15 protein-coding genes are annotated in these 15,645 nt (G+C 65.8%); 7 read left to right on the top strand and 8 right to left on the bottom strand.

What is annotated here, in order from left to right; genetic code table 11:
* Nucleotides 1-51 precede the first annotated feature (51 nt).
* The 4 genes from coaD to AB4061_RS07355 form a co-directional block, all read right to left on the bottom strand.
* A complete protein-coding gene (gene coaD, locus AB4061_RS07370; RefSeq protein WP_174426608.1) occupies nt 52-540 on the bottom strand; it encodes a pantetheine-phosphate adenylyltransferase in 489 nt (162 codons plus the stop codon).
* Nucleotides 541-757: 217 nt separating this feature from the next.
* On the bottom strand, nt 758-1,387 hold the full coding sequence (gene rsmD / locus AB4061_RS07365; RefSeq protein WP_183032820.1) for a 16S rRNA (guanine(966)-N(2))-methyltransferase RsmD: 630 nt from the start codon (nt 1,385-1,387) through the stop codon (nt 758-760).
* A gap of 77 nt (nt 1,388-1,464) precedes the next feature.
* Nucleotides 1,465-2,826, bottom strand: coding sequence for a M16 family metallopeptidase (locus tag AB4061_RS07360; RefSeq protein ID WP_441632309.1), 1,362 nt, complete (start codon nt 2,824-2,826; stop codon nt 1,465-1,467).
* Between the two features lie 24 nt (nt 2,827-2,850).
* A complete protein-coding gene (locus tag AB4061_RS07355) occupies nt 2,851-4,377 on the bottom strand; it encodes a M16 family metallopeptidase (protein ID WP_441632307.1) in 1,527 nt (508 codons plus the stop codon).
* 60 nt (nt 4,378-4,437) lie between these two features.
* Here AB4061_RS07355 and ftsY point away from each other — a divergent pair, with 60 nt between their 5' ends.
* The gene (ftsY, locus tag AB4061_RS07350; RefSeq protein WP_441632305.1) at nt 4,438-5,583 is read left to right on the top strand and encodes a signal recognition particle-docking protein FtsY; all 1,146 of its coding nucleotides are present in this window, start codon (nt 4,438-4,440) and stop codon (nt 5,581-5,583) included.
* An 89-nt stretch (nt 5,584-5,672) separates the two neighbouring features.
* Here ftsY and maiA read toward each other — a convergent pair whose 3' ends face one another.
* Both maiA and AB4061_RS07340 read right to left on the bottom strand, forming a co-directional pair.
* A complete protein-coding gene (gene maiA, locus AB4061_RS07345; RefSeq protein WP_441632303.1) occupies nt 5,673-6,320 on the bottom strand; it encodes a maleylacetoacetate isomerase in 648 nt (215 codons plus the stop codon).
* Nucleotides 6,321-6,324: 4 nt separating this feature from the next.
* Entirely contained in the window at nt 6,325-7,026 is a 702-nt protein-coding gene (locus AB4061_RS07340; protein WP_441632301.1) for a fumarylacetoacetate hydrolase family protein, read from the bottom strand.
* A 208-nt stretch (nt 7,027-7,234) separates the two neighbouring features.
* Between AB4061_RS07340 and AB4061_RS07335 the strand changes: the two genes are divergently transcribed.
* The 5 genes from AB4061_RS07335 to ybiB all read left to right on the top strand — a co-directional run bounded on the left by AB4061_RS07335 (nt 7,235) and on the right by ybiB (nt 12,610).
* Nucleotides 7,235-7,888: an ANTAR domain-containing response regulator gene (locus AB4061_RS07335; RefSeq protein ID WP_441632299.1), complete on the top strand. Its 654-nt coding sequence runs from the start codon at nt 7,235-7,237 to the stop codon at nt 7,886-7,888.
* 361 nt (nt 7,889-8,249) lie between these two features.
* Nucleotides 8,250-9,569, top strand: coding sequence for a CmpA/NrtA family ABC transporter substrate-binding protein (locus tag AB4061_RS07330; protein ID WP_441632297.1), 1,320 nt, complete (start codon nt 8,250-8,252; stop codon nt 9,567-9,569).
* Between the two features lie 85 nt (nt 9,570-9,654).
* Nucleotides 9,655-10,593: a nitrate ABC transporter permease gene (gene ntrB, locus AB4061_RS07325; protein WP_441632295.1), complete on the top strand. Its 939-nt coding sequence runs from the start codon at nt 9,655-9,657 to the stop codon at nt 10,591-10,593.
* 67 nt (nt 10,594-10,660) lie between these two features.
* On the top strand, nt 10,661-11,464 hold the full coding sequence (locus AB4061_RS07320; protein WP_441632293.1) for an ABC transporter ATP-binding protein: 804 nt from the start codon (nt 10,661-10,663) through the stop codon (nt 11,462-11,464).
* 126 nt (nt 11,465-11,590) lie between these two features.
* Complete coding sequence (gene ybiB / locus AB4061_RS07315; RefSeq protein WP_441632291.1) at nt 11,591-12,610, top strand: DNA-binding protein YbiB; 1,020 nt, start codon at nt 11,591-11,593, stop codon at nt 12,608-12,610.
* 24 nt (nt 12,611-12,634) lie between these two features.
* Here the strand turns inward: ybiB and AB4061_RS07310 are convergent, their stop codons facing one another.
* On the bottom strand, nt 12,635-13,510 hold the full coding sequence (locus AB4061_RS07310; RefSeq protein ID WP_441632289.1) for a pirin family protein: 876 nt from the start codon (nt 13,508-13,510) through the stop codon (nt 12,635-12,637).
* Nucleotides 13,511-13,907: 397 nt separating this feature from the next.
* On the opposite strand from AB4061_RS07310, the gene rpoH reads away from it, so the two are divergent.
* A complete protein-coding gene (rpoH, locus tag AB4061_RS07305) occupies nt 13,908-14,804 on the top strand; it encodes an RNA polymerase sigma factor RpoH (protein WP_006159460.1) in 897 nt (298 codons plus the stop codon).
* Between the two features lie 89 nt (nt 14,805-14,893).
* Here the strand turns inward: rpoH and AB4061_RS07300 are convergent, their stop codons facing one another.
* The gene (locus tag AB4061_RS07300; RefSeq protein ID WP_441632286.1) at nt 14,894-15,520 is read right to left on the bottom strand and encodes an SCO family protein; all 627 of its coding nucleotides are present in this window, start codon (nt 15,518-15,520) and stop codon (nt 14,894-14,896) included.
* Nucleotides 15,521-15,645: the final 125 nt, after the last annotated feature.

The raw sequence follows: 15,645 nt of genomic DNA, 5'->3' as shown, positions 1-15,645 counted from the left end.
AACATGCCCCGCGCCCGACTGGCCGCGGCCGACATGTCGCAAGACTCTATTTTATTCCGTTTTGCTGCCGATCTTTTCCGCAAGCCAGCGTTCGACCGAGGGGAACACAAACTTGCTGACATCGCCGCCAAGCACCGCGATCTCCCGCACGAAGGTGCCGGAGATGAACTGGTACTGGTCGGACGGCGTCAGGAACATGGTTTCCACGTCCGGCAGCAGGTAACGGTTCATGCCCGCCATCTGGAACTCGTACTCGAAGTCGGAAACCGCGCGCAAACCCCGCACGATCACGCGCGCATTGTTCTTGCGGACAAAATCCTTGAGCAGGCCGGAGAAACCTTCGACGCGCACATTGGGATAGTGGCCCAGGACCTCACGGGCGATGCCTATGCGCTCTTCCAGCGAAAAGAACGGGCGCTTGTTGGGGCTATGCGCCACGCCGACCACGAGCTCATCGAAGATATTGGATGCTCTGCGCACCAGATCCTCGTGGCCCCGGGTCATTGGGTCGAAAGTGCCGGGATAGACCGCGACGACCATGCTTCCTCCTTGTTCTGCCCGCCGCCGGTCCTGGATGGACCGATCGACCCCGCCCACTATGGTGAGGGCTGGAGCCAAGGCTGCGTGACGAGCGTTGGCGACAGCGGCGTAGTGTAACTCTAAATGCGGCACTTGCAAGCCGCCACATCGCGGTTTTGCCGCGCCGCCGCATCTTGCGTGCAGGTGGCCGGCCGCAATGCTCGCAGCCACCGGCCCTTCAAAGGTTCCTGTGCTGCAGCAAATGGAAGTGCACCGCGCCGGCCCGAGCATGCCGCACGATCTCCAGCGCCGCTGGCACGGGCGCGTCGGGGCCGATCAGGGCGCGATCCGTTTCCACATACACGGCACCGCCCGGACGTGACAGCCGCGCCGCATGCTCCAGCGCGGGACCAAGCCAGTCTTCGGCAAAGGGCGGATCGAGGAACACCACGTCGAAGCTGGCCGACGGCATCTGTGCCGCGGTCGCGAATGCATCACCTTGCACCACCCGGATCTGCTGGGCGTCGAGCCGGTACTGGTTGTCGCGCAGCTGCTTGGCCACGCGCGGATTGGCTTCGACCATGGTGACCTGCTGGGCACCTCGGGAGGCGGCCTCGAAACCGAGTGCACCGGAGCCGGCAAACAGGTCTAGGCAAGCCAGCCCCGACATGTCCTGCCCAAGCCAGTTGAACAGGGTCTCACGCACGCGGTCAGGGGTGGGACGCAGGCCTTCGGCGTCGAGCACGGGCAGCGGCGTGCGCTTCCACTTGCCGCCAATGATGCGGACCTGGGCAGGAGACTGCCGCGGCGAGGGGGATGGAGATCGCCCGCTGGCAGCAGGCGAGGGAGATCGGGTACGCGAATTCATGCCGTGATTGTAGAGCCTGCGGCGCGGAAAAGCGCAAGCGCCGGGAACGGCTCCCGGCGCCCGCATCTGTCACTGCGTTATTCCGGTCCACCCACGATGACGGTCGCCATGGCGTCCGGGAACACGTGGCGCTGGAAGGCGTCGCGGACCTGGGTACGGGTGACCTTGCCGATCTGAGCGGTCCACGTGTCAAGGTAGTCCAGCGGCAGCCCATACCAGCCGATATTGGCGACATTGGTCAGCAGCTTGCGGTTGCTGTCGATACGCAGCGGGAAGCCGTTGACCAGATTGTCCTTGGCGGCCTTCAGTTCGGTGTCGGTGGGGCCTTCCGCCACGTACTGCGCCAGCACCTTGCGCACCAGCGCCAGCGCTTCGTTGGTCTGTGCCTTCTTGGTCTGCAAGCCGATGCCGAAGGGTCCTGCCTGCTTGGCCGGTGCGAAGTAGCTGTCGACGCCGTAGGTGAGGCCGCGCTTTTCCCGCACTTCATCGGTCAGGCGCGAGCTGAAGCCGCCGCCGCCGAGCACGTAGTTGCCCACCAGCAGGGCAAAGTAGTCGGGATCACCACGCGCGATGGCGGGCTGACTGATGGCTACCGTAGCCTGCTGCGCCGGATGCGGCACGCGCTGCTCGCTGGCCGGGATCTTGAGCTGCACGGGGGGCATCGTGGGGGGCGTGGCGCCGGCCGGCAAGCCACGCGTCAGCTGCTCGGCAATGGTTTCGGCCTGCTTGCGGTCGATGGCGCCGATCAGCGTCACGACGGCACGCGACGCCGCGAAATTGTCCCGCCAGAAGCGCTCAATATCGGCTCGCGTGATCGATTCGACGCTGGCTACGGTCGGCGCCACGCCGTACGGATGCGACGGATAGATCGCACGCGACACCATCTTGTCGGCGATCACGCCGGGCTTGGTATCGGCCTCGCGGATGGCGGTGATCAGGCGTTGCTTCTCGCGCGCCACCACGGCATCCGGGTAGGCCGGCGCCTTGATCAGCTGCCCGGCCAGCGCGAGCGACTGGCTGAGCTCCGGCTCGGAGGTCAGCGTGCGCAGGCCGATGCCGCCGCGATCGCTGCTGGCGGCGCCGCCGAAGTCGGCGCCGGTGTCGGCGAAGGCATCAGCCACCTGCGCTTCATTGCGGGCCGGCTGGCCATCCTGCGCGGCCGCGCCCTTGTCGAGCAGGGCCGAGGCGAGCGTGGCAAGGCCTGCCTTGCCGGCCGGGTCGTAGCGGCTGCCGGCGTCGAAATCCATATTGACGTCGAGCATGGGAATGGACGGGCTGCGCACGAAATACACGCGGGCGCCGGTGGAGGTGGTCCACTGCTCGATCGGGATCGCAGCCAGTGCGGCCTGCGAGGCGACCAGGGCAAGCGCACCGCAAGCCGCGCCTGCCAGGCGGCGCAACAGGCGTGGCGACGGGATCGTCGGGGCAAAGAGAGGCATCTTGGGTCCTGTCCTCTAGAGCGCTCAGCGGAGCGAGTCGGCGGCGGCCGGAGCCTTCGCCTTGTTCGGGTCGATCGGCTGCGGCAGCAGGATCGCCACGGTCAGGTTATCGTCGTTGAAGTACTTGCCCGCCACCGCCTGCACCTGTTCCGGCGTGACGGCCTTGATCTTGTCGAGCATGCGGTCGAGCTGGCGCCAGGAAATGCCGGCGATCTCGGCCACGCCGATCTCCATGCCCTGCCCGAACACCGAGTCGCGCTTGTAGATCTGCGCCGCCACCACCTGCGCCTTGACCCGCTTGAGCTCTGCGGGCGAGACGCCTTCGCGCGCAATGCGGGCGATCTCGTCGCGCAGCGCGCGCTCGATCTCCTCGGTGGTATGGCCGGTGGCCGGCGTGCCGTCGAGCACCATCAGGGACTCGCCGCGGTTGATGCTGTCGTAGCCCACGTTGACGTCATCGGCGATGCGGCGCTCGCGCACCAGATCGCGCGTCAGGCGGGCGTTGTCATAGCCATTGAGCACCGCAGATAGGACTTCCAGGGCGTAGGGATCGACGTCCTTCTCGACATCGTGCAGGCGCGGCACCTTGTACGCCATGACCACGTAGGGGTTCTCGGCCGGGGCCTTGACCCAGATCCGCTTGATGCCCTTCTGCGCCGGCTCCAGCTGGTTCTTGCGCAGCGGCAGCGGGCGGGCCTTGAGCTTGCCGTAGGTGCGCTCCGCCAGCGCCTTGACCTCGGCCGCCGTGACGTCGCCCGTTACCACCAGCAGCGCGTTGTCGGGCACGTACCAGTTCTTGTACCAGGCCTGCACGTCTTCCACGCGCATGTTGACCAGGTCGGCCGGCCAGCCGATTACGGGATGCCGGTAAGGCCCGGCGGTGTAGACGGTGGCCAGCAACTGCTCGTAGACGGTGCCGCGCGCGGAGTCGTCCGTGCGCAGGCGCCGCTCTTCCATCACGACCTTCATTTCCCGCTCGAACTCATCCTTCTTGATGATGAGGTTGGCCATGCGGTCGGCTTCCAGCTCCATCATCTTGGGCAGGTACTGCTTGCTGATCTGCTGGTAATAGAGCGTGAAATCGCGGTTGGTCATGGCGTTCTCACGCCCGCCCAAAGCTGCGATCTGCTTGGAAAACTCGCCTGGCCCGACCTTTGGTGTACCCTTGAACATCATGTGTTCAAGCATGTGCGCCACGCCAGTGGTGCCACTGACCTCGTCCATGCCACCTGCGCGATACCAGATCTGGTGAGCTACGGTGGGCGCGCGATGGTCTTCCTTGACGATGACCCGCATGCCGTTGGACAGACTGAACTCAGTGGTATTGGCCTGCGCAGCCGCAGTTTGCGCTGCGGAGGCCTGGCCGGTCGGCAACGGCGGCGCCACTACGGCGGTCTGCGCATAGGCAGCGCCAAGCCAGGGCATCGCGATCAACAAAAGGGTGGGAACGAGGCGCCGGGAGAAAGCGGCCGGGCGAATAGCGCCGGCGCCGGCAAGAAGCGAAGCGGTACGGGCGGCGCCCGACCTGGACCTGACAGCACAATGGTTCATGCGACCCCGTCTGCTAGAATTTTGGCGATTGATTCTACCGGGGTATTGACCCCTTTCCCAATGTTTAGTTTCTGGAAGAAGCGCAAGGCCGAACCGGCCAGTGCGCCGCCCGAGGTGCAAAGCCCGGCGCCCGCCGCCACACCGGCCGCGGCGCCCGCCAGCGCGCCAACCCCCACTCCCGCGGCCGGGCCTGCCCCGGCCGCCGTCGTATCCGTGCGGCCAACCGCCATTCAGCCAGTCCAGAGCGTGACTCCGGCCTCTGCCGAGGAACTGGTCCTGACCCCGCCGCCGGCCGCCTCCGCCGAAGCCAAGCGCGGCTGGATGCAGCGCTTGCGCACCGGGCTGTCCAAGACCAGCCGCAATCTGGGCACGCTGTTTGTTGGCGTCAAGGTCGACGAAGACCTGTTCGAGGACCTGGAAACCGCCCTGATCATGGCCGACGCCGGCGTCGAGGCCACCGAGCACCTGCTGAGCGCGCTGCGCCGCCGCGTCAAGACCGAACGCATCGATACCGCCGAAGGCGTCAAGGCCGCGCTGCGCGAGCTGCTGACCAACCTGCTGCGCCCGCTCGAGAAAACCATGTCCCTGGGCCGCGAGCAGCCGCTGGTGATGATGATCTCGGGGGTGAACGGTGCCGGCAAGACCACCAGCATCGGCAAGCTGTGCAAGCACTTCCAGAGCTATGACCAGTCCGTACTGCTGGCCGCGGGCGACACCTTCCGCGCCGCCGCGCGCGAGCAACTGACCATCTGGGGCGAGCGCAACAACGTCACCGTGGTATCGCAGGAGAGCGGCGACCCGGCCGCGGTGATCTTCGACGCGGTCAACGCGGCACGCGCACGCGGCATCGATATCGTCATGGCCGATACCGCGGGCCGCCTGCCCACGCAGCTGCACCTGATGGAAGAGCTGAAGAAGGTCAAGCGTGTCATCGCCAAGGCGATGCCGAACGCGCCACACGAATCGCTGCTGGTGATCGACGCCAACACCGGCCAGAACGCGCTGTCCCAGGTCAAGGCGTTCGACGACGCGCTGGGCCTGACCGGACTGATCGTGACCAAGCTCGACGGCACCGCCAAGGGCGGCATCCTGGCCGCGATCGCGCGCCAGCGCCCGGTGCCGGTCTACTTCATCGGCGTGGGCGAGAATGTCGAAGACCTGCAGCCCTTCAACGCCGAGGAATTCGCCGACGCGCTGCTCGGCTGAGCTGCCCGCCCGGCTCGCCAGTAAAAAAGCCCCGCAATCGCTTGCGGGGCTTTCTACTTTTTGCGGCCTGCCAAACCTGGCGCGGCAGCTTATTCGGCGTCCGGCTGCGCCTTGGGCTCGGCCTGCTGGAACGCGGGCAGCGCCATGCAGGAGTCAAACACCTTGGCAATGGCCGGGTAGCGGGCCACGTCGATATTGAAGCGCTGCGCGTTGAACACCTGCGGCACCAGGCAGATATCCGCCAGCGTCGGCGTATCGCCAAAGCAGAAACGCCCTGCCTTGCCCGAGCGCACGAGGTTGGTATTGACCGACTCGAACCCCAGCTCGACCCAGTGGCGATACCACGCGTCCTTGGCCTCCTCCGCCACGCCCAGCGTGTGCTTGAGGTACTTCAGCACGCGCAGGTTATTCAGCGGATGGATCTCGCACGCGACCTCCAGCGCCAGCGCGCGAATGTAGGCGCGGTCGAGCGCGCTGCCCGGCAGCAGGGGCGGCTCGGGGTGCGTCTCGTCGAGGTACTCGACCATCGCCACGGACTGGATCAATACGTGATCGTCATCCAGCAGGGTCGGCACCAGCGCGTCGGGGTTCAGCGCCCGGTAGGCCGGCAGCAGTTGCTGGCCGCCGTCGCGCAACAGATGCACCGGCATGTACTCGTAAGGCAGGCCCTTCAACTGCAGGGCAATGCGTACCCGGTACGAGGCGGAGCTGCGAAAGTAGCTGTAAAGCTTGAGCATGGACTCAGACTACCTTGACGGTGAGCTCGCCCACGCCTTCGATCTTGCACAGCATGACATCGCCCTTGACCACCGGGCCCACGCCTTCGGGCGTGCCGCTGTAGATCAGGTCGCCGGGTTGCAGCTCGAACAGCTTGGAGAGATAAGAGACCATCTCGGGCACCGACCAGATCAGGTCCGACAGGTCGCCGCGCTGCTTGTCCACGCCGTTGACGGACAGCGTGACCGCGCCCTTCTCCGGATGGCCGATGGCGGACACCGGCACGATCGGGCCGATCGGGGCGGACTTGTCGAAGGCCTTGCCGGTTTCCCAGGGGCGGCCGGTCTTCTTCGATTCGTTCTGCAGGTCGCGGCGCGTCATGTCGAGGCCGAGCGCGTAGCCGAACACGTGGCTCGCGGCATCCGCCTCGGCGATGTCCTTGCCGCCCTTGCCGATGGCAACGACCAGCTCCACTTCATAGTGGCAATTGCTGGTGCCCTGCGGATAGGGGAAGGCGCCTTCGGTGCCGTCGGCCACATAGCTCACGGCGTCGGCAGGCTTGCAGAAGAAGAACGGCGGTTCGCGGTCGGGATCCGAACCCATTTCAAGGGCATGGGCGGCATAGTTGCGGCCCACGCAGTAGACCCGGCGCACCGGGAACTGAGCGCTGCTGCCGCGCACGGGCACGCCAGTGGGCGCCGGCGGGGCAAATACGAATTCGGTCATCCATCTCTCCAAGCATATTCTGTGTTTTAGACTGCGCGCCAGCATGCTGGCGTCGCCAGTAGACGCCCTGCCGCGCAGCAGGGCAATAGCATACACCGGCGGTTCTGGCCGCGTACGCCGGCAGCTATTGAATCCGGGAAACCCCGCAATACAATTAAAAGCATCTCGGCGCGAATCTTGCATGGCAAGAGGCATTCCAAGTGACGCCATGAACAGACGCCCCCCAGCCCCCTCCACCCCGACGAGTCCCGCCAGCCCCGCGCCCGCCGCGTCGGGCTCACGCGCGCTGCGCATCTTGCTGGTGCGCGACCCGCATGACGAGGATCCGCTCAATATCGAGACGATCCGCGCCGGGCTTGTGTCTGCGGGCTTCACGGACATCGAAACGGTGGACGCCGACCTGCGGCTACCCGACGCCATCGCCGCGCGGCAGCCGGACCTGATCATCATCGCCTCGGAGTCGGCCGCGCGCGATACGGTCGAACATGTGTGCGTATCGACCCAGCACGCGCCGCGCCCCATCGTGCTCTTCACGGACAACGACGACGCCCAGCGCATCAAGGCTGCGCTGTCTGCCGGCATCACTGCCTACATCGTCGATGGCCTGCGCGCCGATCGCGTCAAGACCGTGCTGGATGTGGCCTATGCGCGCTTCGAACTAGACCAGGAACTGCGCGCGGAGCTTGATGCCACGCGGCTGCAGCTGGCCGAGCGCAAGGAAGTAGAGCGTGCCAAGGGCCTGCTGATGAAGGAGCGCGGCATGACCGAAGACGAGGCCTACAAGCGGCTGCGCAGCATGGCGATGGAGCGCGGCATCAAGCTCGTCGAGGCGGCGCGGCGGGTCATCGATGTGATGAGCTAAGCCCCGAACAAACCACGATCGGGCGCCTCGATGCGCCCCCGCACGCGCTTGGTGCAATGCACAAGGATGGCGCGACCGCATCACCTTTCACGCACCGGCAGCGCACGGACGCCGCCTCGGCGCGCCCGCTTCTGGCTCCTTGCCCGCCCTCGCCGGCCGTCAGCCCCCGGCAACAGCCCTCCCGACCCTTGGCACGCGGCTTGCGTAATCGAAGCATCGGCCAACGACGGCCGATCACATACCGATGTGCGCCGCCAACGACGGCTGCGCCGCATCACGGGACAACGGCGTCCTGACCTGCCCCCCGCATTTCTGGCGAAAGCGGAGCAGTTCAGGACGCTTTTTATTTGGAGCCGTGTCAATGCCCTCTCGCCTGAAGATTGCCAAGTCGCTGCACGCAGCAGTTGCCACCGACGCCAGCACCACGGGAGCCGATGCGGTGCCCGCCAGCAACGGACGGCGCCGCGCCCTGGCTACCATCGCCGGCGCCAGCGTGATCACCCTGGTCGATCCCCTGGTACGCGCAGGTGCATGGGCAGCAGGCTCCGACGCGCCGGAAAAACCGGAGGTGAGGATCGGCTTCATCCCGCTGACGGACTGCGCCTCGGTCGTGATGGCCGGCACGCTCGGCTTCGACAAAAAATACGGCATCAAGATCACGCCCACCAAGGAAGCCTCCTGGGCCGGCGTGCGCGACAAGCTGGTCAATGGCGAACTCGATGCGGCGCATGTGCTGTACGGGCTGATCTATGGCGTGCAGCTTGGCATTGGCGGCCCCAAGAAAGACATGGCGGTGCTGATGAACCTGAACCACAACGGCCAGGCCATCACGCTGTCATCCAAGCTGGCCGAGAAAGGCGTCAAGGACGGCGCCAGCCTGAAGGCGCTGATGATGAAGGAAAAGCGCGAGTACACCTTCGCCCAGACCTTCCCCACCGGCACCCATGCCATGTGGCTGTACTACTGGCTGGCTGCCAACGGCATCAACCCGATGCAGGACGCCAAGGCCATCACCGTGCCGCCGCCGCAGATGGTGGCCAACATGCGCGTGGGCAACATGGACGGCTTCTGCGTGGGCGAGCCCTGGGGGGCGCGTGCCATCGCCGACAAGATCGGCTTTACCGCGGAGACCACGCAGGCGATCTGGAAGGATCACCCGGAAAAGACCCTGGGCACCACGGCAGAGTTCGTGCAGAAGTATCCCAACACGGCACGCGCGATGGTGGCTGCCGTGCTCGATGCATCGAAGTACATCGACGCATCGGCCTCCAACCGCCGCAAGACCGCCGAGACCATTGCCGCGAAGTCCTACGTCAACACCGACATGGACATCATCCTGGACCGCATGCTGGGCCGCTATAACAACGGCCTGGGCAAGACCTGGGACGACCCGGACTCGATGAAGTTCTACCAGGACGGCGCCGCCAACTATCCCTTCCTCTCCGACGGCATGTGGTTCCTCACGCAGCAAAAGCGCTGGGGCTTGCTCAAGGATCACCCTGACTACCTGGAAGTGGCGAAGAAGGTCAATCGCATCGACATCTACAAGCAGGCCGCTGCGGCCGCGCAGGTGCCGCTGCCCAAGAGCGACTTCCGTACCGCGAAGCTGATCGACGGCGTGGTGTGGGATGCCAGCAAGGACCCCAAGGCCTACGCCGACGGCTTCAAGATCAAGGCCTAACGCACACGCGCCCCGGCGTGATTCCGATTTTGATTGCCGCTTGAACGCCGGCGTGGCGACACGCCGGCTACCGAAGGAGCCTGACGTGAATGCACTAGCCCAGCCGGCCCCGCATGCCGCCAACCAAGCCGCGCCCGCCGATGCCGGCACCACTGCCGAGGTTGCCGTGGTTGGCGACCAGCACGCCCATGAACGCGCCGAGCGCCGCGCGCTCGCCGCGCAAGCCGAGGCCCGCCGCGCGGCGCTGCGCGACGCCATCACCGCCGTGGTGCTCAAGGTGATGCCGCCCGTCGCGGGCTTTGCGCTGTTCCTGCTGATGTGGCACGGCATCGCCACCATGATCCCCGCCATCCCCACGCCGGCCGGCACCTGGCATGCCGCCGTGCCGCTGTTCGCCGACCCGTTCTACCGCAACGGCCCCAATGACCAGGGCATCGGCTGGAACGTGCTGGCATCGCTGGCGCGCGTGGCGGCGGGCTTCGGGCTGGCCGCATTGATCGGCATCCCGGCCGGCTTCGCGCTGGGCCGCTTCGCCTTTCTCAACGCGATGATGGCGCCCATCATCAGCCTGCTGCGCCCGGTCTCGCCGCTGGCTTGGCTGCCCATTGGCCTGCTGCTGTTCAAGTCGGCAAATCCGGCGGCGATCTGGGCCATCTTCATCTGCTCGATCTGGCCGATGGTGATCAATACCGCGGTGGGCGTGACCCGCGTGCCGCAGGACTACCTGAACGTGGCGCGCGTGCTCGACCTTTCCGAATGGAAGGTGTTCACCCGCGTGCTGCTGCCCGCCGTGCTGCCGTACATGCTCACCGGCGTGCGGTTGTCCATCGGTACCGCCTGGCTGGTGATCGTGGCCGCGGAAATGCTCACTGGCGGCACCGGCATCGGCTTCTGGCTGTGGGACGAGTGGAACAACCTGAAGGTGGAACACATCGTCATCGCGATCTTCATCATCGGCATGGTCGGGCTGCTGCTCGAATACGCGCTGCTCAGCCTGGCCAAGCGCTTCAGCTACGGCAACTAGGACGCCAAGTCGCAAAGACGCAAGTCGCTACCCGCGCCCTGGCGCCCTGGCGCCCAAGGAGAAGCTCATGGAAAAGTTCGTCCGTATCGAAAATGTCGGGCAGACCTTCAAGACCAAGAAGGGGCCGTTCGTCGCCCTGCGCGATGTCAACCTGACCATCGCCAGCGGCGAGTTCATTACGCTGATCGGCCATTCGGGCTGTGGCAAGTCCACCTTGCTCAACCTGCTGGCCGGGCTGGACCGGCCCAGCGCCGGCGCGCTGATCTGCGCCGAGCGCGAGATCGCCGGCCCCGGCCCGGATCGGGCAGTGGTGTTCCAGAATCATTCGCTGCTGCCCTGGCTGACCTGTTTCGACAACGTCTACCTTGGCGTGGAGCGCGTGTTCGGCGGCAGCGAAGGCAAGGCGCAACTGAAGGCCCGCACGCACGACACGCTGGCCTTGGTTGGCCTGACGCATGCCGAAGCCAAGTATCCGCAGGAGATCTCGGGTGGCATGAAGCAGCGCGTGGGCATCGCCCGGGCGCTGGCGATGGAGCCCAAGGTGCTACTGATGGACGAGCCCTTCGGCGCGCTGGATGCGCTCACCCGCGCGCAGCTGCAGGACGAATTGATCAAGATCGTGGCGAAGACGCGCAGCACGGTGGTGATGGTGACCCACGACGTGGATGAAGCGGTGCTGCTGGCCGACCGCATCGTCATGATGACCAACGGCCCCGCGGCCACCATCGGCGAAGTGCTGAAGGTGGACCTGCCGCGGCCACGCGAGCGCATGGCGCTGGCCGAAGACAAGGATTACCACGCATGCCGCACGGCAGTGCTGGACTTCCTGTACCGCAAGCAGCGCAATCCCGCCCTGAAGGAAGCCGCCTGAGCGGGAGCGATGACGGGCCAGCCGCTGCCGCGCGCGACGCGAAGCCGAGCCGGCACCGCGGCTGTCATGGGCACGGCCGGCCCGCTCCGCTATCATGGACTTCAAACAACATAGTCCCAACCCGCCATGACCACCACGCCTACCTCCCCTGCGGCCCCCGCCGCCCCTGCCTTCGCTGCCGCGAAGTACATCAAGGAAATCGGCCGGGGCGTCAATGGCGCCCGCGCGCTGCCGCGCGAAGATGCCCAGGCGCTGTTCGATGCCATGCTGGCAGGGCGCGTGGCCGATATCGAGCTGGGCGCGGTGCTGATGGCCTATCGCATCAAGGGCGAGGCCCCGCACGAGCTGGCCGGGATGCTCGATGCCGCGCACGCCCATTGCCTGCCGCTGGCCGGCCCGGCGGACCGCGTCGTGGTGTCAATCCCCAGCTATAACGGCGCGCGCAAGCAGCCTAACCTGGTGCCGCTGCTAGCGCTGCTGCTGGCGCGCGAGGGCATTCCGGTGCTGGTGCACGGCTCCCGCCAATTCAACGGGCGCGTCACCAGCATCTCGCTGTTCGAGGCGCTGGGCATCATGCCTTGCAGCTCCGTGGCGCAGGCCGAATCCCAGCTGCGCAGCAAGGATGCCCAGCCCGGCCCACTGGCGGTGCTGCCGATCGACGTGCTGTCGCCGGCGCTGGCCCGGATGCTGGACAAGCGCATGCAGATCGGCTTGCGCAACTCTGCGCATACGGTGGTCAAGATGCTGCAGCCTGTGGGCGCGCACAGCCCGGCCGAGGCGCTGCGGCTGTATAGCTACACCCACCCCGAGTACCGCGAAACCCTGACCGATTATTTCTCGCGCGAGCCCGCCAATGTGCTGCTGGCGCGAGGCACCGAGGGCGAGGTGGTCGCGGATGCCCGGCGCAACAGCCGCATCGACTGGCTGCACGACGGGCATCAACGCACCTTGGTCGACCCGACGTCGGGCTCCATCGTTGAAGTGCCGGAATTGCCGCCCGGCAGTGACGTGGACCAGACCGCGGCCTGGATCCGCCTCGTGCTGGACGGCAAGGCGCCTGTGCCTGCCCCGATCGCCACGCAGATCGACGCCATCCGCGACTGCCTGCAGCAAGGCACGCGCGTGGCCTGGGCCAGCCCGGTCTGAGCCTGGCCCGGCAAGCAGGGGCCTTTAGCGCTTGCGCGGTGGCAGCGGAATGCGGTCGCTCTCGCCCGGCACGCGCGGGAACTGGTCATCCTCCCAGCGTTTGGAGGCTGCTTCGATTGCTTCCTTGGTGCTGGCAACGAAATTCCAGAAGATGAAGCGATGGCCGTCGGTCGGGTCGCCGCCGAGCAGCATCACGCGCGACGCCACCTGCGCCGTCAACGTCACCGGCTGGCCCGGCACCAGCACTGCCAGGTGCCGCTCGGGCAACACTTCGCCGTCCAGGGCGATGGTGCCGTCCGCCGGGTAGATGCCGCGCTCGGCGTGTTCCGCCGGAATCTCCAGGCTGGCGCCCGCGTCGAGCTCAATGGCCACGTAGAGCGTGCGGCTGAACACCTTCACCGGCGCCTCGGCGCCAAACGCATCGCCCGCAATCACCGTCATGCGTACGCCAGGGCGCTCCAGCTTGGGCAGCGTCGCGGCCGGATGGTGATGAAAGGACGGCTCGACGTTCTCGTACTCCTTGGGCAGCGCCACCCAGGTCTGGATGCCGTGCAGGCGCGGCCCGGCATCGCGGGCGGACTGGGGCGAGCGCTCCGAGTGCGCGATGCCGCTGCCAGCCGTCATCCAGTTCACGTCGCCCGGCCTGATGACCTGTTTGCTGCCCAGGCTGTCGTGGTGAAGGATCTCACCCTCGAACAGGTAGGTGACCGTGGCCAGTCCGATGTGGGGATGCGGGCGCACATCGGCGCCTTCTCCGGGCGGCATGGCCACCGGGCCCATGTGGTCGAAAAAGATGAATGGGCCGACAGTCTGGGTTGCCGCGGCGGGCAGCAGACGGCTCACGGCAAAGTCGCCGAGGTCACGGGTGTGCGGCTTTAACAAGTGCTCGATAGCAGACATGATGTTCCCCGGTTTGGTCGATGCTGGCGCTCAGCACCACTGAGACAAATGAAAAGAGTGTAGCTGCTAGCGAAACACAGCATCTCAACTGGCGACAGAACCGGCAGGGCCAGTGGCCCTCTAATCATGGTCGGATCGTTCGCGCACCCGCGTGAGATAGTGGCCTCGTCACATTCCGCAAGATGTCGGATTAAAATACTATGTAGAATAACCATTCGATTACCAGGAACTATCAACCCTATTGGTACTCCAACTTAGCAGTCCCCCGGCTTGAGTGCTAATATGTGTTGCAATGCAGTGCGAGACCCCAAAAAGGGCCGCACAAGCGGGCAACCCACCCGCCGGATGCGAAAGGAGCAATCGAGTGAACGCAGTCCTATCTGCTGACCAAACCCAAATGACCAACCGTCTGCCTACGGTGCCGCAAGGCGCCGGGACGTTTGCGCTGACCTTTCCCGGAACGCTGGGAAATATCGACAGCTATATCCAGGCTGTCCACCGTATTCCCCTGCTTACCCCCGAGGAAGAGCAGCGGCTCGCGCGCGAGTTGCGCGAGCATGATTCCGTCGATGCTGCGCGCCGCATGGTGCTGTCGCACCTGCGCCTGGTGGTGTCCATCGCCCGCCAGTACCTCGGCTATGGCCTGCCCCACGCAGACCTGATTCAGGAAGGCAATATCGGCCTGATGAAGGCTGTGAAGCGCTTCGACCCGGATCAGGGCGTGCGGCTGGTGTCGTATGCGATGCACTGGATCAAGGCCGAGATCCACGAATACGTGCTGAAGAACTGGCGCATGGTCAAGGTGGCTACCACCAAGGCTCAGCGCAAGCTGTTCTTCAACCTGCGCAGCCACAAGCAGGGTGCCCATACCTTCACGCCGGAACAGATCGACGCGGTTGCGCGTGAGCTGAACGTCAAGCCGGAAGAAGTGATGGAGATGGAAACCCGCCTGTCGGGCGGCGACCTGGCGCTCGAAGGGCAGATCGACGATGGCGAAGAGGACTTCGCGCCCATCGCCTACCTGGCCGACAACCACAATGAGCCCACCCGCGTGATCGAGGCCCAGCGCCACGACCGCCTGCAGGTGCAAGGCCTGGAAGAAGCGCTGTCCAAGCTCGACGACCGTAGCCGCCGCATCATCGAGGCGCGCTGGCTGCAGGTCAACGACGACGGCTCGGGCGGCTCCACGCTGCACGAACTGGCTGACGAATTCGGCGTTTCCGCCGAACGCATCCGCCAGATCGAAACCGCGGCGATGAAGAAGATGAAGGGTGCGCTGCAGGCTTTTGCCTAAGACTTAAGCGCGCCAAAAGTAGAACAGGGCCGGTCGCGAGACCGGCCCTGTTTTATTTTGCCTGCCGGCTTCGCCGCCGGCGGCTCGCCTCAGGACAGCAGTTGCTTGAGGTCGTGCACGATCGGCTCCGGCCCCTGGCCGTGGCGGATAAACAGGCGCAGCTTGCCGCTCGGGTCGAACACATAGCTGCCCGCCGAGTGATCCATGGTGTAGTTGTTCGGGGACGTGCCCGGCACCTTGGCGTAGAACACCTTGAAGTCCTTGGCAACCTTCTGCAGCGCGGCATCGTCGGCCGGGCGCATGCCCAGGAAGCGCGGATCGAAGGCCGGCACATACTGCGCCAGCAGCGCCTGCGTATCGCGCTCCGGATCCACCGTCACGAACAGCACCTGCACCTTGTCGGCGTCCGGCCCCAATTGCTCCATCACCGCCTTGAGCTCGGCCATGGTGGTCGGGCACACGTCAGGGCAATGCGTATAGCCGAAGAACATCACTACCGCCTTGCCCTTGAAGTCGCCAATGGAACGCACCTTGCCGTTGTGGTCGGTGAGGACGAAGTCCTTGCCGAACTCACTGCCGCCGGTGATATCGACGTTCTTGAAGGAAGCCTTCTGCTGGCCGCATGCCGCCAGCAGCAGCGCGCACAGGGCCAGCAGGCAAAACCGGCGGAAGGTCGCGAAGGTGGGGAGGAAGCCTGAAGGGAAGTGGTTTGGCATGCGAGTTCGGGTGGTGTTGGCCAGCCGGCGCCGCCCGGCAGGCGGCTGGACGCGACAAGGTCACATTAACAGATGACACGCAGTATCGCCGATCGAGGCCGTCACGCGCGCAGGCCGCGACAAGA

Origin of the sequence: Cupriavidus sp. YAF13 (assembly GCF_052113425.1) — a bacterium.
GTDB lineage: Bacteria > Pseudomonadota > Gammaproteobacteria > Burkholderiales > Burkholderiaceae > Cupriavidus.
This window is presented reverse-complemented; position numbering and strand designations above follow the sequence as displayed.

Coding starts and splice junctions, on each gene's coding strand:
- coaD (WP_174426608.1), bottom strand. CDS start 540: ATGGTCGTCGCGGTCTATCCCGGCACTTTCGACCCAATGACCCGGGGC.
- rsmD (WP_183032820.1), bottom strand. CDS start 1,387: ATGAATTCGCGTACCCGATCTCCCTCGCCTGCTGCCAGCGGGCGATCT.
- AB4061_RS07360 (WP_441632309.1), bottom strand. CDS start 2,826: ATGCCTCTCTTTGCCCCGACGATCCCGTCGCCACGCCTGTTGCGCCGC.
- AB4061_RS07355 (WP_441632307.1), bottom strand. CDS start 4,377: ATGAACCATTGTGCTGTCAGGTCCAGGTCGGGCGCCGCCCGTACCGCT.
- ftsY (WP_441632305.1), top strand. CDS start 4,438: ATGTTTAGTTTCTGGAAGAAGCGCAAGGCCGAACCGGCCAGTGCGCCG.
- maiA (WP_441632303.1), bottom strand. CDS start 6,320: ATGCTCAAGCTTTACAGCTACTTTCGCAGCTCCGCCTCGTACCGGGTA.
- AB4061_RS07340 (WP_441632301.1), bottom strand. CDS start 7,026: ATGACCGAATTCGTATTTGCCCCGCCGGCGCCCACTGGCGTGCCCGTG.
- AB4061_RS07335 (WP_441632299.1), top strand. CDS start 7,235: ATGAACAGACGCCCCCCAGCCCCCTCCACCCCGACGAGTCCCGCCAGC.
- AB4061_RS07330 (WP_441632297.1), top strand. CDS start 8,250: ATGCCCTCTCGCCTGAAGATTGCCAAGTCGCTGCACGCAGCAGTTGCC.
- AB4061_RS07320 (WP_441632293.1), top strand. CDS start 10,661: ATGGAAAAGTTCGTCCGTATCGAAAATGTCGGGCAGACCTTCAAGACC.
- ybiB (WP_441632291.1), top strand. CDS start 11,591: ATGACCACCACGCCTACCTCCCCTGCGGCCCCCGCCGCCCCTGCCTTC.
- AB4061_RS07310 (WP_441632289.1), bottom strand. CDS start 13,510: ATGTCTGCTATCGAGCACTTGTTAAAGCCGCACACCCGTGACCTCGGC.
- rpoH (WP_006159460.1), top strand. CDS start 13,908: ATGACCAACCGTCTGCCTACGGTGCCGCAAGGCGCCGGGACGTTTGCG.
- AB4061_RS07300 (WP_441632286.1), bottom strand. CDS start 15,520: ATGCCAAACCACTTCCCTTCAGGCTTCCTCCCCACCTTCGCGACCTTC.